This is a genomic window from Heyndrickxia coagulans DSM 1 = ATCC 7050 (genome assembly GCF_000290615.1).
Classification (GTDB): domain Bacteria; phylum Bacillota; class Bacilli; order Bacillales; family Bacillaceae_C; genus Weizmannia; species Weizmannia coagulans.
Window position 1 is genome coordinate 1 of the sequence record NZ_ALAS01000007.1, and the last position, 19,120, is coordinate 19,120.

Sequence of the window (19,120 nt, forward strand, 5' to 3'; positions counted from 1 at the left end):
TGAAATTTTTACACAACACTATTTTATATTTTGATAATCGGAATTTGGCTTGTATCTGACCAAATTTGATTCGTTCAGCAAGCCCTATTTTAAATTTGCGAGTGCTTCTTTCATTTTATCAATCGCATGTATGATTTTTTGAACAGTGTAGGGAATTTCCAGCAGCGGGCCTGCGAGGCGGGCTGCCGCGGCTTCAACTGCTGCAAACATCTGGTCAGCAAACGGGATATGAACCGCGTCCTTTAATTTTAAAAATCGGGATATATCGGGTGAGACTGCCAATAGGGCCTTTTCAGCCAACCATTTTTCACCAATGTGCAGGATTTCTTTCAGTACTTGATTTTCTATCGTGATTGCATCAAAAGCATGTTGGAGCTTTGTTTTTCTGTTATCAAGCCTGGTCCCTTCTGTCTCCACAATCTCAATTGATTTCTTCAAATATTGAAAAGATTCTACGCATGCTGCGAGGATGCGCGTTTCCAATGCTTGAGCGAGTTGCCCGATATTGTCCGTATCGATATCAATTTTTTGCCCCTTTCCTGCGCTTGCTACCGTTAACGTTTCCCCTGTCCAAACACTTGCCGGAACCCAAGCATCAGCGCTGAACCGGATTTTTCCGTAAGAGACAGTGCTTTTTTGGCCGATCGTCACTTTTTCCATGGGCATGCCGGTTTGTTTATCAGCGATATAACCGGTGTGATTGTTTGCAAACCACTTAAACCAGCTGATGCCAAAATCAAGTTTGACCTTCTCACCTGGAAGACGGTTGCCAAAACCAGCGGCATTTTCCAGCAACGTTAAAGGGTCATAGGAACCACAGTAATTGGTAATCCGCAGTTTATCTGTCTTTTTGCCTTTCATGCCGTCGGCAACCTCTTGCGGCAATATGGCCGGATCAAGTGTGACTGAATGAACGCCCTCCTCTACGGCAACATAGTTTGCAGCGCGCCGCCTAATGAATTGCCGGCAACATGGTCAATACGGCCGTACTTCTTTTTCATTTTACGAAAAAACTGATCGGCATCTTTAAACTGCCTGGGCGTTGCATCCGATAATACCAAGTCCGCATCTGTCAGCACATCCTGGTTATGCTTTTCTTTTTGCGTGCCTTCGTAGATGAGGGAAATTTCATGTGTTGCCTTATTTTCGACTACCATTGCATCGAGGCCTGAAGGTGAATGATTATAGTAAATTTGCTTAACAATATATATATGATCGTTTATAATAAGTTTATTTTTCTTTTGAGGATGCTTGTATATATAGAATCCGCTCAATTTAATCAAATCCTGATCAGAAGTACGTTTTGTCATTTCGCCACTTCCCCATTTGGTTCTATAATTACTTCATTGTGTTCTTTATCTGAATCTTTATATTCCTTTTCAGTTCCAGTACGCATTAAAATATCATTGCTATTTACGGATATTGAATATTCACCCGGCGGAAAATCTTTCTGTTTTTTCAATTCATCTTTTATCTTATCTACAGGCGTTCTATCAGGGTTCTCATGTTTTTTTCGCATATAAAATGTCATTTCTATTATCATATTGTCAGAAATGAACTTTTGATCCTCTATCAGTTTTTTTAAACTCTGGCCGTTAATTTTTGGATTATTTAGAAAAGATTTATAAGAATTTAAAAACTCTAAATGAGTCGTATTCAAATAATAATATGGCGTGGCATAACCGGAATCAACTGTATTATCCACAGCTTCTTTCGTCCTGCCAATTACGGGATATTCTTTCGTAATCGCCGTACAGAAATCATCCAGCTTTTGAAATTCTTTTTCATACGCCATGACATACAAACCTGTCGTGATTGCGCCTTCAACAGAGCCCTCATAGGCGCCCACATCGCCAATTTTTTTGTTCTCCAAATCAATTCCAACAATGACAGAAGTATGAAATTTCGGGTCTTTTTTTGATTCAGCAAATACGACTGCTGCGTCCGTTGCACCATATATCTGATGGACGGTGATATCTAAATGGTATTTTTGCTTAAAATATTGCTTGACTTTTTCAATAATTTCGTTCCGGTGCTGTTTGGCAAATTCCCCAGTCTCTTCCCCGTTATCAAACGAATATCCCTGCCCCGTGTAATCCTGCACCGGGATGTATGCTGATGCTTCCGCCTGCTTTTTTTCATCCGCTTTATTTGGCATTAAGCTGCAACCTCCTAACAAAAGCAGCATCATCATGATCATTCCGCTTCTTTTAAAAGCCATGTCTTCACCCCAAAACTACCAGCATTTGCCCCGCCTTAAACAGCGGGGTGGCATAATCTGTGAAAAAATAATGCCCTCTTCTGTTTCAACCCTATCCTTGGCACCGGGGGCTACCCGGTGTTTTGGAACCGTGCCCACTCCCCCTCTCCCTTAATGTAAACTTCAAGATCGTAAGCCCAAAATCCTTTAAAATATGTAAACCAATTTTATTTTTAAGTTGACATATATGCCGCGGTTTTTTAATCTATTAATAGATAAAGGAAAAAAGGGGAGTGAAAAAATGGCAGCGAAAAAATTCCGTGCCATTGATCTTTGTTATGCGGGTATGTTTGCAGCGCTGATGGCCATCGGGGCAAATATTACATCTATTGCGCCGTTTCTTGTCATCGGCGGGGTGCCGATCACATTGCAAACTTTTTTTGCCGTGCTGGCGGGTTTAGTGCTCGGCAGCAGGCTTGGAGCGATTTCGATGGTCGCCTATATGCTGATCGGCTTATTGGGGGCACCGGTTTTTGCGCGATTCAGCGGCGGGTTTCAAACCGTATTAAGCCCGTCATTCGGATTTATTCTTAGCTTTATCCCCGCAGCCTGGGCCACGGGCAAGATTGTGGAAAAGCGCCAAAACATGGCAGCGTACTTTACCGCTTCCATCATCGGCATGATTGTAAACTATTTGATTGGGACCAACTGGATGTACGCCGCTTATAAAATATGGGCGCAGGCCCCGCAAGCGTTCAGCTACAAAATCGCCTGGATGTGGATGGCGGTGCCGCTGCCGAAAGACATTATTTTATCCTTGGTTGCAGGCTGGCTGGCACACCGGATCAGAGCCGTTTCCCCGCTTATTGCGTTAAAACGGTAGAATGGCCCGCTTATACTGCTCCGCCTGAAACGGTGCAATCTTCGGGCGGGGCGGTATTCCGGAGAGGGCATTTCTCCGCTTACTGCGTTAAAACGCGGTAAGACGGCGGGATCTTTTCAAATGCATACTTCAGCCCCCGCTTACGATTAAAACGAGCGGGCCATTTATTCCACTTGCTCCATGTCTGCCCGAATGGTGCATGCTTCGGGCGGGGCATACTCCAGAGCAGGTTCCCCTTATCGCGTTAAAACGATAGGGGTCCCTTTTGTTACAATGACGGTATGTTCCACTTGGGATACAAAGCTTCCGTCCGGCGTTACATACGTCCAGCCGTCGCCCGATTCGACCACTTCATCGGCGCCGGTCGAGACAAACGGTTCAAACGCAATGACCATGCCGTCCTGTAACAAACCTGTATCGTCCGGATCATAGTAATTTAAAATATACTCGGGATCCTCGTGCAAGGCCTTCCCGACACCGTGGCCCGTCAAATTCAGGAGCACTTCAAATCCGCTGCTGTACACTGCTTTTTCAACCGCCCGGCCAATTTGATTCTGCTTATTTCCGGCCCTGATCTTCTTCAAGCCGCTGTCAAACGCCCGCTGCGCACATTCGCACAGCGCAAATAATTCGGGATCTCCCTTTCCAACAACAAAAGAGATGCCTGTATCCGCATAATATCCATCCAGCGATCCGGATACATCCACATTTACAAGATCCCCTTCTTTTAACACGCGGTCTCCCGGAATGCCATGTGCCACTTCTTCATTCACACTGATACAGGTGTACCCAGGGAAATCATACTCTCCCTTTGGCCCGGAGACCGCCCCGTTTTCTGCAAACCTTTTGCCTGCCCATTCATCCAATTCTTTCGTTGTAATGCCGGGCCTGGCTTTTTCCTTCAGTTCATCGCGAATGCTGGCAACAAGCCGCCCGATTTTCTTCAATCCTTCCAAATCTGCTTCTGACTTGACGATCATGTTGAACGTTCCCTTCTGCTTTAAAGTCATGACTCCATTATATAGAAATAACGTTAGATATCAAAATCCATGGTTCATCCGAACAAAAAAAGCTGCCGCGCCCCGCATGCCGGATGCTGCCAATCTTTTCACACTTTTGTCGTATACGTAATGTTTTTGTAATATTATTTAATGTGAGCGTAACCAAAGAATAGACAAAAATTGGTATAGTGGGATTGTGAGATTCATAGACAGAGGTGGGAAGTTTGAAGAAAGTAGCTCCAATATTGCTTGCGCTTATGCTGGGGACCGGTTTTTTACTGCCTGCTAAACAAGCGGCTGCTGCATCCTATTCCCCGTCAAAGGTCATCAGTACGGCAAAGAAATATATAGGGACGCCATACAGATGGGGCGGCACAAGCCCGTCAGGTTTTGATTGTTCCGGCTTTGTAGGTTATACATTTAAAAAGAACGGAAAAAACTTGCCGAGAACAGCAGCAAGCATTTACAAAAAAGGAAAAAAAGTCAGCAAGTCAAATTTAAAACCGGGCGATCTGGTTTTTTTCCATACTTATTCAAAAGGCGTTTCACATGTCGCCATTTATATCGGCCATAATCAAGTCATCCACTCCGTATCGCAAGGCGTCAAGATCGACACCCTCAGCAATCCTTATTGGAAACCGCGGTACGTCGGGGCGAAAAGGCTTTGAGACAAAAAACTTCGGAGAGTCCCGATGTTTTTTTTTGCCCTTTTCCTGCCCCTACCCTTTCCCTGGGTATTTAAACGCGGATACGAAAAAGATGAATTAAAACTTTTTCCATAAATCTTATTTTTCCCTCCCCTATTTACCATAAGAAACAAAAAATGCTATGATCGTACTGCAAATCTATTAAAAATTTACAGATTTAGGAAGGGGTTACAGCATGAAAAAAATTTGGTTTGCACTATTTAGCCTTGCCTTTGTGCTCGCACTTGGCGCATGTTCCGGAAATTCGGGCCAGTCCGGGGCAAAGAAACCGGCAAAAAGCGCCACAAAAACGGCTTTGATGAATTTTTACATGGATCTCACCAATCGTATCAACGCCCAGGACAGGGATTTAAATACGTATGAACAGGCGATCGCTAAGACGAACGACAGGCCGCCGAAAACCGAGCTTGCCACCATGCAGAAGGCGGCGCAGTCATCCGCAGAAAATGTGAGAAAGGAAGTAAAAAATACGAAAATCCCATCCAAATTAAACAACTATCAATCGGAGATAAAAACCGCTGTAAAAGATTTGCAACAGTCCTACCAAATGAAAGCGGATGAGTTGAAAAAAGCGAACCCTTCGCTGGATGCTGCGAACAAAAAGCTGGAACAAGCCAACGATGAACTCGGCAAAGTATTTAAAAAAGCCGGCTTGTCACCGGCCAGCCTCCCGGACGATGTTAATTCATAAGAAGGTTCAAAACACGATCGGGCGATTGCCGATGCTCATTCAAAAAGAAGTTTCAAAACACAAGGCCTGCCGGAAATCGATTTCCGGCAGGCCTTTCTTCCGCATGATAAAGCGTACAGAACTTTGCATTTCTTCTTCTCTAAAGCTAAAAAGCAGAATCATTTTCCCGCTTTCGGAATCCGCCCGCGGAATGAAGCCACCATCCGACAAATTTTCCGCATTTCAAAAAACAGGTTTTGCCCACATGCTTATTCGGGATCCACCAGTTCGCCCCGCTTGATGTCTTTCCGCCCCAGTTCCACATGCTGCGCTTTTGCGAATTTTTTCAACACCTTTTCTTCTCCGGGCGTCACAAGGGAGACAACTGTGCCGGCGTTCGAACCGAGCCGGCCTGTCCGCCCTGAGCGGTGGACATATGCGGATACATCTTCCGGCAAATCAAATTGAATGACATGCGTAATCACCGGGATATCCAGGCCGCGGGCAGCAACATCCGTTGCCAAAAGGAGCGGGACATCGCCATTTTGGAACAACCGGATGCTTTTTTCCCTTTCTTCCTTGCGCATATCGCCATGCAGTTCGGCGACGGCCAGCCCTTTGAACCGGAGCTTTTCCGCTGCAACCGAAACATCCCATTTGTTATTGAAAAACACGAGCCCCCGGACCCCCATCCGGGCAATTTTTCGTAACTGCTCGATTTTGCCGCGCGGGTCGCCCGTTACGATATAAATATGTTCAACCGGGCTCCGCGCCTCCTCTTTTGCAATACGGATCAATAGGGGTTCTTTCATCTGGTCTATTGCCTTTTGGGCTGCTGCATCAGGCAGAGTGGCTGAAAACAAAAGGATCTGGCAATCGCGCATGGCGGATTTTACAATTTGTCCGACTGTAAGGCTGTATTCCTTTCCGAGCAGCTGGTCCCCTTCATCGAGCACCATCATTTTCACTTCATGCATTTTCAGTTTTTTCTGGCGGATCAATTCGAGGATGCGCCCGGGCGTCCCGATCACAAGGTGCGGATGTCTTTTCAGTTTTTCAATTTGCCTTTTCACATTTGCGCCGCCGATCAGCGGGATGCTCTGTATTCCGCTTCCTTGTGACCATTTTCCGGCTTCCTCTTGTATTTGCATGACCAGTTCTTTAGAGGGCGCCAAAATGACAGCCTGGACCGCTTGTTTTCCGGGATCCATCCGGTCGAGCACAGGCAGCAGGTAGGCGAGTGTTTTTCCCGATCCTGTCGGTGCCACAGCAATCACATCCCGGCCGTCCAGCACAGCAGGAATCACTTTTTCCTGTACAAAATCAGGATGTTCAAACGTTGAATTTTTCCATGCCTGTTGTAAAAAAGGCTGTAAATGATGAATGAATGTAGGTTCCATTGTTTTTCCCTGACCTTCCTTTTCCAGTCCTTTTATCATACACTACCCCGGCCGGAAAAGAAAAGAGCCCGGTTCACAGCCGGGCTCTTAAAAAATCGTTTATTTTTCTTCAACGCCTTCAAAAGCTTTGCGTAAAATGTCTTCCAATTCGCTGACAAGCGGCAATTTCGGGTTTGCAGGCGTGCATTGGTCTTCAAATGCGCGGTCTGCAATAACGGCAACCCGTTTTTCAAAGTCCGCCCGGTTCACGCCGGCTGCTTTCAGGCTAAGCGGCATATTGAACAGTTTGCACATCCGGATAATTTCCTGGCAAAGGCTTTCGACGCCTTCTTCTGTCGTGCTTGCCGGCAGCCCGAGAATACGCGCAATTTCCGCGTAGCGCTGATCCGCTACGAAATGTTCGTATTTCGGGAATGCCGCAAATTTTTTCGGCCTTTGCGCATTATAGCGGATAACATGCGGCAAGAGAATCGCGTTGGCCCGCCCGTGCGGAATATGGAATTCAGCGCCGATTTTATGGGCAAGCGAATGGTTGATGCCAAGGAATGCATTCGAGAATGCCATCCCTGCCAAAGTCGATGCATTGTGCATCTTTTCGCGTGCCAGTTGATCGCTCCCATTTGCGTATGCTTTCGGCAAGTATTCGTGAACAAGCTGGATGGCCTTAATTGCCAGGCCGTCCGTATAGTCGTTGGCCATGTTGGAAACATAGGCTTCAATCGCATGGGTCAAAACGTCCATCCCGGTATCGGCTGTTACGGATTTCGGAACGGTCATGACAAACTGCGGGTCAATGATCGCAACATCCGGTGTCAGTTCGTAGTCTGCGAGCGGATATTTTGTATTGTTCTTTTTATCCGAAATGACGGCGAAAGAAGTCACTTCAGAACCGGTACCCGATGTGGTCGGAATGCAGACCAGCTGCGCTTTTTCACCCAGTTTCGGGAATTTGGCAACCCGTTTCCGGATGTCCATAAATTTTTGTTTCAATTCGTTGAAATCAACTTCCGGATGCTCATAGAACAGCCACATGCCTTTTGCAGCATCCATCGCCGACCCGCCGCCAAGCGCGATAATGACGTCCGGCTGGAAGCTTGCCATTGCTTCGGCGCCTTTCCGTACCGTTTCAATGGACGGATCCGGTTCGACTTCAGAGAAAATTTCACAGTGGACATAGTCCGGTCGTTTCCGCAAGTAGTATAGCACTTTCTCAACAAATCCGAGCCGGACCATATCCGGATCGGTGACAATAAAGGCACTTGAGATATCCGGCATTTTTTCCAGGTATTGGACCGAGTTCTTTTCAAAATACACGCGTGGTGGAATTTTAAACCATTGCATATTGACTCTCCGTTTCGCCATTGTTTTTACATTGTACAGATTAATGACACCGACGTTTGTGGACACCGAGTTGCCGCCAAACGTGCCGCAGCCGAGTGTCAAAGAAGGCATGTAGGCATTGTAAATGTCGCCGATTGCCCCTTGCGAAGACGGGGAGTTGACAATGATCCGGCCGGCTTTCATTTTTAAGCCGTATTGTTCAATGACTTCATCGTTTGTCGAATGGATCACAGCCGAGTGACCAAGTCCGCCGAATTCGAGCATGGCTTCTGCAAATTCGAAACCTTGTTTTGTGCTGTTGGCTTTGTAACAGGCCAAAACCGGGCTTAATTTTTCTCTGGAAAGCGGGTAGTCCGGGCCGACGCCTGTAAGTTCGGCGATTAAAATTTTGGTATCTTCCGGAACATTTACGCCTGCCATTTTCGCAATTTCATAGGCCGGTTTGCCGACAATGGCGCTGTTGACGGATTGCGTCTTTTCATTGATGACGGTTTTCTCAACCTTTTTCTTCTCCGCTTCATTCAGGAAGTAGCATTGATTTGCAATCAATTCGTTTTTCACATTGTCATAAATTTCTTTGTCGATGATGACAGCCTGTTCCGACGCACAGATCATGCCGTTGTCAAACGTTTTGGACAAAATCAAATCATTGACGGCGCGTTTGATATCAGCAGATTTTTCAATATAGCAAGGGACGTTCCCCGGCCCGACGCCAAGCGCAGGTTTCCCGCTCGAATATGCGGACTTTACCATGCCGGAACCGCCCGTTGCAAGAATCAGCGAAATGCCCGAATGTTTCATCAATTGCTGTGTCGCTTCAATGGCCGGTTTTTCGATCCATTGGATGCAGTTTTCCGGCGCGCCGGCTTTCACAGCAGCGTCCAGCATGACTTTTGCGGCATGGCTGCTGCATTTTTGCGCGGACGGGTGGAATGCGAAAATGATCGGGTTGCGTGTTTTAATCGCAATTAACGCTTTAAACATCGTGGTTGATGTCGGGTTTGTTACAGGCGTGACCCCGGCAATAACGCCGACTGGCTCCGCGAATTTGACAATTTCTTCATTATTGTTTTCATCAATGATGCCGACTGTTTTGTTATATTTAATATTGTGGTAGATGTATTCTGTTGCAAACAGGTTTTTTGTAATTTTGTCTTCATATACGCCGCGCCCTGTTTCTTCCACGGCCATTTTGGCGAGCACCATATGCTGTTCCAGCCCTGCAAGCGCCATTTGTTTTACGATATTGTCCACTTGCGCCTGATCCAGTTCCATAAATTCACGCAGTGCTTTTTGGCCTTTGGCGACGAGGGAATTTACCATTTCCGTGATTTGTGCGGATTTGCCAACAACTTTTTCATCAATTGCCATGATCGTGGCCTCCATTCTGGTGATTTTGTGAAGAATTTCACATAAAAGGGTAAAAAAATAAAGTTTGTGAATAATTTCACATGATTTTCTGCTGTTTTTCAATATTTCTTTTCTTTATGGCTCTATTATATGCGATTTCACATGCTATGGCTGTGCCAGATTGGTGACAAATGAATAAATCATTTATAAACTTTTTTCTTTCAAATATTGCTTTCCAGCCGCGATTCAATTAAAATAGCTTTTTCCCGCCTTTTTATATTGTAAGTGCTTACATTTTATATTTGTGTATTTATGCAGAATTCCGTATAGAGATTGCCGCAAAAAAACCGCTTCCCGCTTGTGAAACATGCACATTCACAAGGAAGAAACAAAAAAGGAGATGAATTTTATGCAAATCCATCTCCCGGATGTGTTAGAAATACCTTTTTTTCCAAAAAATGATGGCTGTGACACTGGAAAGAACCAGAGAGGCCAAAAACGCCAGCCAAAAACCATGGGGGCTTGATTGCCACGGCAGGCCGTGAAGATTCATTCCGAAAAAGCTGGATACCATCGTTGGCAGGGAAAGGATAATCGTGACCGTCGTCAAAAATTTCATCACGCCGTTCACGTTATTGGAAATGACAGAAGCATAGGCATCCATCATACCACTTAAAATATTGCTGTGGACTTCACACATTTCGATTGCCTGTTTGACTTCAATCATGACGTCATCCAGTAAGTCCATGTCATCTTCATATACTTTTAGGAAATGCTGCCGTGTCATTTTTTCCATGACGATTTTATTGGCTTTTAATGAGGTCGTAAAATACACGAGTGTCTTTTCAAGGCTCAGCAGTTCGAACAGTTCCTCGTTTCGCATCGATTCGTGCAATTCGCGTTCGATCAGGCTTGATCTGCGGTCGATATATTTTAAATAGTTTAAATAATAACTTGCAACTTCATATAGAATTTGAAGGGTAAATCTGGTTTTCATGTAGGTGTAAAACCCGCGCACCCGTCTGTGGATAAACTTTCCGATAATCGGATTATCCTGCAGGCAGACCGTGATGAAATAAAAAGGCGTGACGATAATCCCGAGCGGAATCGTATCATACAGCGCGGAGTCCACATCGTCCTTTACCTTAACGGGAAGACCGACAATGATTAAAATATCATCGTCTTCTTTTTCAATACGGGAGCGTTCATCGACATCCAGCGGGTCTTTAATAAAATCGGCCGGTATATTCGTTTGCTGGACAACCTGGTTGATTTCTTCCTCTGTCGGGTTCACCAGGTTCACCCAGCATCCTTTTGACAAAGTTTCTGTTTCCTTCAGTTTGCCGTTTTCGTCCGTTAAATACATATTTAACATGCAGGCCACCTCCTCTTCACTTTTGAGGAAGCTCAAGCATACTTTACTCTCCCAGAGACTGATAACCTATAGGATTGGTCGAGGCCAGTATGAAGACTTCCTCTTGCTTATGTTTCATGCACGACCTCGGATGCGCGTCAGAATCCATCAGTTATCATCTCCTTTTTCTTCGATTCATAAATAGCTGCGAAACCTGCAACCATTTTATTATACCACAATATAGTATGCCTGAATATGTCCGCTTGTTATTTTTTAGCCGGTTTATCCGCCTAAAAAACTTTATAAAAATAAAAAAAGCAATATAATGTCACATTTGTGCATCATATTGCTTCGTGATGGGACATGAGGGGCTCGAACCCACGACCCGCTGATTAAGAGTCAGCTGCTCTTCCAACTGAGCTAATGTCCCGCAGATGACAATCATTATATTACCACAATTCCGGGAGAGATGCAACGAAAAATTTTTTCGCAGCCTTAAATTCCAGCCATCATGAAACTGCTTCAGGCAGAAGAACAGCGAAAGCTTCGGTTCCAACCATAATTGGCTACCCCATTTTGAAACACTCCCAATCTGCCGTGCATTTATCCCGGGGAAAATTTTGGCCATTTTTTGCGGATTTACACCAAATGATTTGCGGGCAGCTTCGCTTTTTCGGCAAAATTTTCGAGGCTGTCTTTCAATCAGGGGCCGGGAGGATGACTCGTCCCGGTCCGATTGATTCTTATTTTGCAGGCTTTCCCCGGGCACCGCGCATTTTTAGCCAAAATTTCAATTTGGGGCGCCGGATTACTCGGCCCCGGCCCGAATGGCAGCCCTTTTGCGCCCGAAGAGGAGGCTCGCCGCAATAAACCCGGCGCATGAAATAAGAACCGGAAGCACAACTGTATGCAATCCGAACGGGTTTGGGTGCAGGCGGTCCAGCAAAATGTACGAGCCCATACCGAGTATCATGGAACAAACCGCGCCGTACTTGTTTCCTTTTTTCCAGTACAGGCCGAAAATAACCGGCCATATAAATACGGATTCCAGGCCGCCAAAGGAAAACAAGTTGAGCCATATGATCAATTTCGGCGGGCTGAGCGACAACAGCACGACAACGGCGGCAACCGCTGCGGTCACGCCGAAACTCGCTACTTTCATCTGTTTTTCGGATGCGTCCGGCTTCACATAATTCAAATAAAGGTCTTTGACGAGCGCAGAACCGACGAGAATAAGCAGCGCATCAACGGTGGACATAATCGCGGCCATCGGGGCAGCGAGCACAATACCGGCCGGCACTGGCGGCAGCACTTTCATCGTTAATAGCGGCATAACCGTATCCGGCACTTCCACACCTGGTATGACAGCGCGTGCCATCACGCCGATAAAATGCATGCCGAACATAATAAAACCAATGACAATGGTACCGATGATGATCGCCCTGTGCATCGCCCGGGAATCTTTATAAGACATCGCCCGGACCGTAATTTGCGGCAGGCCGACGACACCGATCCCGACCAAAATCCAAAACGACGATACATAGGCAGGGGCCAGGCTGTGCCCATGCCCGAACGGCGTAATCAGGTCCGGGTCCTGCGCAGCAAGATTGTGCATAATATGTTCCATCCCGCCGCCCGCTTTAATGGTTGCCACCAGTAAAATAAGCGTGCCGAGAAACATGACCGTCCCTTGGACCGCATCTGTCACCGCCACTGCGCGAAATCCCCCGATTACGACAAACAGCGTAACAGAAGCGGCAAAAATCAGGAGCGACGCCGTATACGGCAGGCCGGTCAGCGATTCAACAAGGCGTGCCCCGCCGATCCACTGTGCCGTCATGGATGAAAACAGAAAAATAATAATGCTTGCTGCCGCCAAAATGACGACGGTATCACTTTGATAGCGGCCTTTTAAAAAGTCAATCAGCGTCACCGCATCATATTTGCGTGCCATAATCGCAAATTTTTTCCCGAGTACCATCAGGACAAAATAACCGGTTGAAAGCTGCGCCATGGAAAGGAGCACCCAGCCAAGCCCCTGCGTGTACGCCACGCCCGGGCCGCCGATAAAGCTGCTGGCGCTCCCGTATGTCGCCACCATTGTCATCGCAAGGATAAAGCCGCCGAGCTGCCGTTTCCCAAGAAAATATTCATGTACAAAAGATTGCGTTTTGATCACATATTGATTGGCCCAAAAACCAACGGCAAAAATAATAAGCAAAAAAATGAGCAGTGGTGCCAGTACCGGCCAGTTCATGGCTTGTCCCCCTCTTCATCATCGAAAGGAATATCTTTGAAAAAGAACTTCACAATGAAGATGACAAGCGCCGTCACGACAATATAGCCGGCAATGCAGCTGTAAAAAAACCATGACGGCATGCCAAATATATAATGGTACTGTTTGGCAGGCCGTGTACCTAAGCCGTAAGCGAAACCGTACCACCAGAGAAAATTGAACAGCACAAGCCCGACGCCGATCCATGCTTCCTTATGCGCCTGTTTAAATCTTTGGTCATCTTTTTTCAAAATGTGCCATCCTTTCCTTGCTTTCGCTACTATCTTACATCTTTTTTCATCCGGCCGTGTGATTTTTGCCAATGGACAGGGTTTGTTTTTTGCATAAAAGCAGCCGGAGCTTCAGGTTGTATCCCGCACCCCCTTCACACAGGTCCGATAAAAAACGCCTGCGTTCGCACATTTCGCGAAACAGGCGTTTTTACCGGCAGACCCGGCAGCTTCAGATCCGGTCGTTTTGGATTCTCCATTGCAAATCTTCCAAATACCGGAGCAAATCATCGCGCAGATCTTCCCGGGAAAGTGCCATTTCAATCGTCGATTTGATAAACCCGAACTTTTCGCCGACATCGTAGCGTTTCCCTTCATAAGCATAGGCATACACTTTTTGGATTTCATTCAATTGTTCAATGGCATCGGTCAGCTGGATTTCTCCGCCTGAACCGGTCTTTTGCAATGAAAGGAAATCAAAAATCTCCGGTGTTAAAATATACCGCCCGATAATGGCGACATTTGACGGCGCTTCCTCCACTTTCGGCTTTTCTACAAAGCCTTTCACATCATAAATTCTTCCTTTTTGATCGAGCGGGTCAATAATCCCGTAACGGTTTGTTTCCTCGTGCGCGACTTCCATGACGGCAATCACGCTGGAATGGACCTGTTCATAAACATCGATCATTTGTTTCAGGCAAGGCGGTTCAGCCTGGATGATGTCATCGCCAAGGAGCACGGCAAACGGTTCATTTCCGATAAATTTGCGCGCACACCAAATCGCGTGGCCCAATCCTTTTGGTTCCTTTTGCCGGATATAATGGATATCCACTTCTGCAGGCTGGCGCACTTTTTCAAGCAGATCAAATTTTTTCTTTGCGATCAAATTGTCCTCAAGCTCAAATGCATGGTCAAAATGGTCTTCAATCGCCCGTTTCCCTTTCCCGGTTACGATGATGATATCTTCAATGCCGGAATCAATGGCCTCTTCCACAATATATTGGATTGTCGGCTTATCGACAATCGGCAGCATTTCTTTCGGCATTGCCTTTGTCGCCGGCAGGAAACGTGTTCCAAGCCCCGCTGCCGGGATAATCGCCTTCTTGATTTTTTGCATCATTTGTCACCTCTTTATAAAACGGTCACCGTTCTCCTAAACCCGGCGCTTCACATGCATCTTTCGCGGCCGTTTCCAATTGGTGCATCACTTTTGGAAGCAGCCGGGAAAATTCATGGGCAGTGAGTGTAGAGGACCCGTTTTCCCGGATCCACAAGTCGGCGCATGCCCCGTGAATATAAACGGCATTGGCAACCGCTTCCTTGATATTAGCATACGTGCATATATTTGCCAAGAGCATGCCGGTTAATGTATCGCCGCTTCCGCCTTTTGCCAGGCTGCTGTTGCCGGTTGCATTTACATAGCCGCTGCCATCCGGAAAAGCCATCACCGTGTACTGCCCTTTTAAAACGACGGTGACCCCGTGTTCCTGCGCATAAGCGGAAGCAAGCCTGATCCTGTCCGATGCCATTTGCCCGGCCGGAATGCCCGTCATCCTTGAAAATTCCCCCGGATGCGGCGTTAAAACGACCGGAGCCGTGCGTTTCGGGTATGCCCTTTTATGTAATGCACCCGCATCGAGGACAACAGGAAGCGGTTCTTTTAAAACGCCCTGAATGAAAGACTCCAGCTGCTTATCCGGTTCAATCCCGGGACCGATGGCCACCCCGGCAAACTTCTGCCCCAAATCGTTCAGCCGCTTTGAAAAATCCCTTTTTAAATAAGTGGCTTCAGGAACGAGTGCGGCAATCACATTCCGGGCACCGCTTTCCGTAAAAACGGAGAGTTTCCCGATCCCCATCCGCATCGCGCCGATCGCAGCCAACGCCGCGCTGCCCGGCATATCGTCACTTCCGGCAACCAAAAGCCCGGTCCCGAACGTGCCTTTATGGACATTTCCGCTTCTTTCGGGAAGCGAACGGATGACATCTTCTTCCGACCAAATTTTCCATTTTGATGTATGCGGCAGGCCGATTTCGACAGCCTTTGTTTCGCCAAAATAAGTGGAAGAAGGGAATAGCAGGCTGGACGGTTTCAATCCATGGAGAGAAAACGTATAATCCGCGTGTACGGTATGCGGATCGGCATCACCCGTATCCCCCGCCACTCCCGTCGGTACGTCAATGGCAGCCACTTTTGCTTTCCGGGTATTGATCCAATCGGTTATTTCTGCAAGATCATCCCTGAGCGGCAGCCTGGTACCTACGCCAAGTAGCCCGTCTGCGATCCAGTCATACTGTTTCTCACGGTCAAAAGGGGCTGCTTCAAAGCCGCACGATTGAAAATAGGAAAAATGCTGCGCGGCCTCTTTCGTTTGCGGCGGACCTAAAGGAAAGATCAAATCCGCTTTGTATCCGTTCAGTTTTAAATAGCGGGCAAGCACGATTCCGTCCCCGCCGTTATTCCCCTTGCCGGATAGCACCGCAATTGTGTCGCGTTTGGAAAGGAGCGGCGCAAGTGCCCGGTACAGGCCGCTTCCGGCATTTTCCATCAGCGTAAACGTATCCATGCCGAAAGAAGCTGCCGTTGCATCGGCTTCCTTAATTTCTTTGCTTGTATAAATTTGCATTGCCAAACACCCCCGTTCTCATAGTTTTATTGTAACACTGCTTGAATCGGGCCACATTAAATTTATGATTTCCGAATCCTTTTTTTGTTTTTTCCGTATATATGGGAGGGAATGGGTTTTATAGACGAGAAAGAAAGGGGTGGTATAAATGAAACGAACTGCTGAAATTGTACTGAGCGTCATTGGCGCGGTGCTAAACGGGCTTGCCGCAATCCTTGTCTTCTTCGGTACAGCAGCCATGAAAAGCGAAGGTATCAAACAAATGGAAGCCCGGATGAAAACGGATGCCTCCATCCCGGAAGCCGATTTTCAAACAGCCCTTCATACGATCCAGGCACTCGGCTGGGGAATTGCTGTGGTGCTTGTCATCGGAACGGCGGTCGGCATTTTCGCCGCTGTTCAACTGAGGAATAACAAAAGTCCGAAGCTGTCAGGCATTTTGCTTATTATCGGCGCAATGCTTGTGTTCTTTTTCACCGTCGGATTCGGGGTGCTCCCGGCGCTGCTTTACCTGATTGCAGGCATTATGAGCCTCGTGCGCAAACCGCCGGTCATCGTTTAATAGAGCATAAAGCCTTCCTGCATGAGGGAGGCTTATTTTGATGCGAAAAAATAATACGGCCGGCGCGATTCCGCTTTTCATGCCGCAATCTCGCAATGAAAAATTCGGATGAAAATCCCCCCCAAAAGGACGCGGGAGCGCGGCGTTTGCCGGTTGCCATTTCAAGAATTTACGTGTGTAATCTTTCCCGCCCCTTCCTGTTGAGCCGGAAACGGTGCACGCTTTAAAAAAGTGTGATAAAATAAATAATAAATCGTTTCAATATTCCGCCATTCAAAGGAACCTTGTTCAACCCGTTCTGTGATTTCTTAAAGGAGATGAAAGAGATGGGTTTATTGCATAAAGGTGTCACGATATTGGCTTTTGACGAAACGTATGATGAACAAAAAAGGGTCCAGTCTTTTCCCCATGAAACAATCAATCTGAAACATATCCGCCATACCAATCTTTTTTGTGAAAAAGAGGCGCTTTTCCAAATTGAAACGGCACTGGGCCGCCGCAAGCAAAAAGGCATCACCTTTCTTGGAAGCGGCAATTACCATTATGTAACCTCCCTGCTTTTAAAAGAAGCGCCGGAACCGTTCACCCTTGTGCTGTTCGACAACCATCCGGACATGGACGACAGCTTTGAACAAACACTGCTGTCATGCGGGTCATGGGTTTCCTACGCCTTAAAAATGAACCCGCTGCTGAAAAGAGTTGCCATCATCGGCCCGACTTCTTTCATAACACATCGCCGCCCGCCGCAAACCGTCCAAATCTTTCCTTTTAACAGCCGGAATCTTGAAAACCGGCAACGGATTTTATCCGCCATTCCAACAGATACCGTCTATATCAGCATTGACAAAGACGTCCTTTCCCCGGCTTTTGCCGAGACAAACTGGGATCAGGGGGCGATGGGCAGGCAGGAATTGCTGTCCTGCATTTCGGCCATTCTCGATCAAAAACAAGTATTTGGCATCGATATATGCGGGGAGGCCGCAGTCTCGCCGGCTGAATGCTTTCTCCCGCATGCGTTTGAAATGGTCCAAAAAAACGACGCCATGAATGCCGCAATTCTCGAAGTTTGCCTGGAGCGGCGCCCGCAACCAGCACTATACGTCTGATTCTTTTTCTTACTTTTAAAAAAAGAAAGACTTGATCTTCCTCTGTAATCATGCTTTAATGTCTATTATACAAAGACATTTGTTTTCTGCAAAAATACATAAAGAGGTGTGATCAAATGAAATCGGACGTTTCAATCGGACTGCTCGGACTCGGAACCGTTGGCTGCGGCGTTGTCAGACTGATCCGGCAGCATCAGGAGGAACTCGTCCACCAGCTTGGGCGTGAAGTAAAGGTGAAACGCATTCTCGTGCGCGACATCGAAAAAGACCGCGGTGTAGACATTGATCCCGCCTCTGTCACTACAAATCCCGATGAGATATTAAATGACCCGGAAATTGATGTCGTCGTCGAAGTGATGGGCGGAATTGATGAAGCCCGGAGGTACATTGTCAAGGCGATTGAAAATAAAAAACATGTCATAACCGCGAACAAAGATTTAATTGCCCTCTACGGCCCGGAGCTTCAGGAACTGGCCTGGAAAAACCAGTGTGACCTCCTGTATGAGGCAAGCGTCGGCGGCGGCATCCCGATTATCAGGGGGCTCACGGACGGCCTTGTTTCCGACCGGATCCAAAAAGTGATGGGGATCGTCAACGGGACAACCAATTTTATTCTGACCAAAATGATAGATGAAGGCGTTTCTTATGACGAGGCGCTGAAAGAGGCACAGGAACTTGGTTTTGCCGAAGCCGACCCGACGTCAGATGTGGAAGGCCTGGATGCGGCAAGAAAAATGGCGATTTTGGCACGGCTCGCATTCTATACAAATGTGAAACTTGAAGATGTGGAAGTGGAAGGCATTACCCATCTTTCATCCGCAGATTTGCATTACGGGAAAACGCTTGGGTATACGATGAAGCTGATCGGCATGGCGGAATGCCAGGATGAACATATTGAAGTGAGCGTGCAGCCGGCGTTTATCGCCCAAAACCACCCGCTTGCTTCCGTGAAAAATGAATTCAATGCCGTTTATATTAACGGGGAAGCAATCGGCGAGGCGATGTTTTACGGGCCCGGCGCCGGAAGCATGCCGACTGCGACCGCGGTCGTGAGCGATTGTATTGCCGCGATTAAAAACATGCAGCTCGGCGTGAACGGCCGGAACCTCAGGGGCCCGCGCTTTGAACGGAAACTCATGCCGTCTGAGCAGCGCTACGGGCAATTTTATATCCGTATGCATTTAAAAGACCAGGTCGGCGCATTTTCGAAAATTACAGCCGCCTTCAGCGCGCTCAACATCAGCTTTAAACGGATTTTGCAGACGCCTGATAAACGCGATGAGCTTGCAGAAATCATCATTGTCACCCACAAAGTGTCGCTCGACCGTTTCCAAAAGGCGCTCGAGCAGTTAAATGACATGCCTGTTGTCAAAGAAGTGAACAGCTACTACCGTGTTGAAGGAGAGGCGTAAAG

At 47.1% G+C, this 19,120-nt stretch carries 17 protein-coding genes and 1 tRNA gene; 6 read left to right on the forward strand and 12 right to left on the reverse strand.

Translation table 11 applies throughout. The features are described 5' to 3' along the window. Positions 1 to 84: 84 nt before the first annotated feature. The 3 genes from IC21_RS00280 to IC21_RS00285 all read right to left on the reverse strand — a co-directional run bounded on the left by IC21_RS00280 (position 85) and on the right by IC21_RS00285 (position 2,221). Complete coding sequence (locus IC21_RS00280; protein WP_234969511.1) at positions 85 to 861, reverse strand: hypothetical protein; 777 nt, start codon at positions 859 to 861, stop codon at positions 85 to 87. Positions 862 to 923: 62 nt separating this feature from the next. Then, positions 924 to 1,310 (reverse strand): hypothetical protein, encoded by a 387-nt coding sequence (locus IC21_RS17115; protein ID WP_234969513.1) that lies wholly within the window; start codon positions 1,308 to 1,310, stop codon positions 924 to 926. Further along, positions 1,307 to 2,221 carry a DUF1672 family protein gene (locus IC21_RS00285; RefSeq protein WP_029142024.1) on the reverse strand — a complete coding sequence of 305 codons (915 nt, stop codon included), beginning with the start codon at positions 2,219 to 2,221 and terminating at the stop codon, positions 1,307 to 1,309. Before IC21_RS00285 ends, IC21_RS17115 begins: the two co-directional genes overlap by 4 nt. Before the next feature lie 280 nt (positions 2,222 to 2,501). Here IC21_RS00285 and IC21_RS00290 point away from each other — a divergent pair, with 280 nt between their 5' ends. Next, entirely contained in the window at positions 2,502 to 3,083 is a 582-nt protein-coding gene (locus tag IC21_RS00290; protein ID WP_013858529.1) for a biotin transporter BioY, read from the forward strand. 236 nt (positions 3,084 to 3,319) lie between these two features. Here the strand turns inward: IC21_RS00290 and map are convergent, their stop codons facing one another. Then, positions 3,320 to 4,063, reverse strand: a complete 744-nt coding sequence (map, locus tag IC21_RS00295) for a type I methionyl aminopeptidase (protein WP_029142023.1) — start codon at positions 4,061 to 4,063, stop codon at positions 3,320 to 3,322. A 245-nt stretch (positions 4,064 to 4,308) separates the two neighbouring features. On the opposite strand from map, the gene IC21_RS00300 reads away from it, so the two are divergent. Continuing rightward, positions 4,309 to 4,752, forward strand: a complete 444-nt coding sequence (locus IC21_RS00300; RefSeq protein ID WP_029142022.1) for a C40 family peptidase — start codon at positions 4,309 to 4,311, stop codon at positions 4,750 to 4,752. Positions 4,753 to 4,966: 214 nt separating this feature from the next. Beyond that, positions 4,967 to 5,482: a hypothetical protein gene (locus IC21_RS00305; protein WP_029142021.1), complete on the forward strand. Its 516-nt coding sequence runs from the start codon at positions 4,967 to 4,969 to the stop codon at positions 5,480 to 5,482. Between the two features lie 248 nt (positions 5,483 to 5,730). Here the strand turns inward: IC21_RS00305 and IC21_RS00310 are convergent, their stop codons facing one another. From IC21_RS00310 to IC21_RS00345, 8 genes are all read right to left on the reverse strand, one after another. Next, positions 5,731 to 6,861, reverse strand: coding sequence for a DEAD/DEAH box helicase (locus tag IC21_RS00310; protein WP_029142020.1), 1,131 nt, complete (start codon positions 6,859 to 6,861; stop codon positions 5,731 to 5,733). A 99-nt stretch (positions 6,862 to 6,960) separates the two neighbouring features. Continuing rightward, complete coding sequence (gene adhE / locus IC21_RS00315) at positions 6,961 to 9,573, reverse strand: bifunctional acetaldehyde-CoA/alcohol dehydrogenase (protein ID WP_029142019.1); 2,613 nt, start codon at positions 9,571 to 9,573, stop codon at positions 6,961 to 6,963. 412 nt (positions 9,574 to 9,985) lie between these two features. After that, positions 9,986 to 10,927, reverse strand: a complete 942-nt coding sequence (locus IC21_RS00320) for a magnesium transporter CorA family protein (RefSeq protein ID WP_013858522.1) — start codon at positions 10,925 to 10,927, stop codon at positions 9,986 to 9,988. Between the two features lie 336 nt (positions 10,928 to 11,263). Beyond that, positions 11,264 to 11,336: transfer RNA gene (locus IC21_RS00325), tRNA-Lys, on the reverse strand. A gap of 378 nt (positions 11,337 to 11,714) precedes the next feature. Further along, entirely contained in the window at positions 11,715 to 13,163 is a 1,449-nt protein-coding gene (gene panF / locus IC21_RS00330) for a sodium/pantothenate symporter (RefSeq protein WP_029142018.1), read from the reverse strand. Next, positions 13,160 to 13,432, reverse strand: coding sequence for a YhdT family protein (locus IC21_RS00335; RefSeq protein WP_013858520.1), 273 nt, complete (start codon positions 13,430 to 13,432; stop codon positions 13,160 to 13,162). The genes panF and IC21_RS00335 overlap by 4 nt, the downstream gene beginning before the upstream one ends. Before the next feature lie 211 nt (positions 13,433 to 13,643). Then, the gene (gene galU, locus IC21_RS00340; RefSeq protein WP_080588394.1) at positions 13,644 to 14,531 is read right to left on the reverse strand and encodes a UTP--glucose-1-phosphate uridylyltransferase GalU; all 888 of its coding nucleotides are present in this window, start codon (positions 14,529 to 14,531) and stop codon (positions 13,644 to 13,646) included. 22 nt (positions 14,532 to 14,553) lie between these two features. Continuing rightward, complete coding sequence (locus IC21_RS00345; RefSeq protein ID WP_029142016.1) at positions 14,554 to 16,038, reverse strand: bifunctional ADP-dependent NAD(P)H-hydrate dehydratase/NAD(P)H-hydrate epimerase; 1,485 nt, start codon at positions 16,036 to 16,038, stop codon at positions 14,554 to 14,556. A gap of 148 nt (positions 16,039 to 16,186) precedes the next feature. On the opposite strand from IC21_RS00345, the gene IC21_RS00350 reads away from it, so the two are divergent. The 3 genes from IC21_RS00350 to IC21_RS00360 all read left to right on the forward strand — a co-directional run bounded on the left by IC21_RS00350 (position 16,187) and on the right by IC21_RS00360 (position 19,118). Beyond that, positions 16,187 to 16,600: a DUF4064 domain-containing protein gene (locus tag IC21_RS00350; RefSeq protein WP_029142015.1), complete on the forward strand. Its 414-nt coding sequence runs from the start codon at positions 16,187 to 16,189 to the stop codon at positions 16,598 to 16,600. A gap of 326 nt (positions 16,601 to 16,926) precedes the next feature. Continuing rightward, the gene (locus tag IC21_RS00355; RefSeq protein ID WP_013858516.1) at positions 16,927 to 17,706 is read left to right on the forward strand and encodes an arginase family protein; all 780 of its coding nucleotides are present in this window, start codon (positions 16,927 to 16,929) and stop codon (positions 17,704 to 17,706) included. A 116-nt stretch (positions 17,707 to 17,822) separates the two neighbouring features. Then, positions 17,823 to 19,118 (forward strand): homoserine dehydrogenase, encoded by a 1,296-nt coding sequence (locus IC21_RS00360; protein ID WP_029142014.1) that lies wholly within the window; start codon positions 17,823 to 17,825, stop codon positions 19,116 to 19,118. Positions 19,119 to 19,120 lie beyond the last annotated feature (2 nt).

Excerpts from the sequence above, each read along its gene's own strand:
- IC21_RS00280 (WP_234969511.1), bottom strand. The coding sequence starts at position 861 with ATGAAAGGCAAAAAGACAGATAAACTGCGGATTACCAATTACTGTGGT.
- IC21_RS17115 (WP_234969513.1), bottom strand. The coding sequence starts at position 1,310 with ATGACAAAACGTACTTCTGATCAGGATTTGATTAAATTGAGCGGATTC.
- IC21_RS00285 (WP_029142024.1), bottom strand. The coding sequence starts at position 2,221 with ATGGCTTTTAAAAGAAGCGGAATGATCATGATGATGCTGCTTTTGTTA.
- IC21_RS00290 (WP_013858529.1), top strand. The coding sequence starts at position 2,502 with ATGGCAGCGAAAAAATTCCGTGCCATTGATCTTTGTTATGCGGGTATG.
- map (WP_029142023.1), bottom strand. The coding sequence starts at position 4,063 with ATGATCGTCAAGTCAGAAGCAGATTTGGAAGGATTGAAGAAAATCGGG.
- IC21_RS00305 (WP_029142021.1), top strand. The coding sequence starts at position 4,967 with ATGAAAAAAATTTGGTTTGCACTATTTAGCCTTGCCTTTGTGCTCGCA.
- IC21_RS00310 (WP_029142020.1), bottom strand. The coding sequence starts at position 6,861 with ATGGAACCTACATTCATTCATCATTTACAGCCTTTTTTACAACAGGCA.
- adhE (WP_029142019.1), bottom strand. The coding sequence starts at position 9,573 with ATGGCAATTGATGAAAAAGTTGTTGGCAAATCCGCACAAATCACGGAA.
- IC21_RS00320 (WP_013858522.1), bottom strand. The coding sequence starts at position 10,927 with ATGTTAAATATGTATTTAACGGACGAAAACGGCAAACTGAAGGAAACA.
- panF (WP_029142018.1), bottom strand. The coding sequence starts at position 13,163 with ATGAACTGGCCGGTACTGGCACCACTGCTCATTTTTTTGCTTATTATT.
- galU (WP_080588394.1), bottom strand. The coding sequence starts at position 14,531 with ATGATGCAAAAAATCAAGAAGGCGATTATCCCGGCAGCGGGGCTTGGA.
- IC21_RS00345 (WP_029142016.1), bottom strand. The coding sequence starts at position 16,038 with ATGCAAATTTATACAAGCAAAGAAATTAAGGAAGCCGATGCAACGGCA.
- IC21_RS00350 (WP_029142015.1), top strand. The coding sequence starts at position 16,187 with ATGAAACGAACTGCTGAAATTGTACTGAGCGTCATTGGCGCGGTGCTA.
- IC21_RS00355 (WP_013858516.1), top strand. The coding sequence starts at position 16,927 with ATGGGTTTATTGCATAAAGGTGTCACGATATTGGCTTTTGACGAAACG.
- IC21_RS00360 (WP_029142014.1), top strand. The coding sequence starts at position 17,823 with ATGAAATCGGACGTTTCAATCGGACTGCTCGGACTCGGAACCGTTGGC.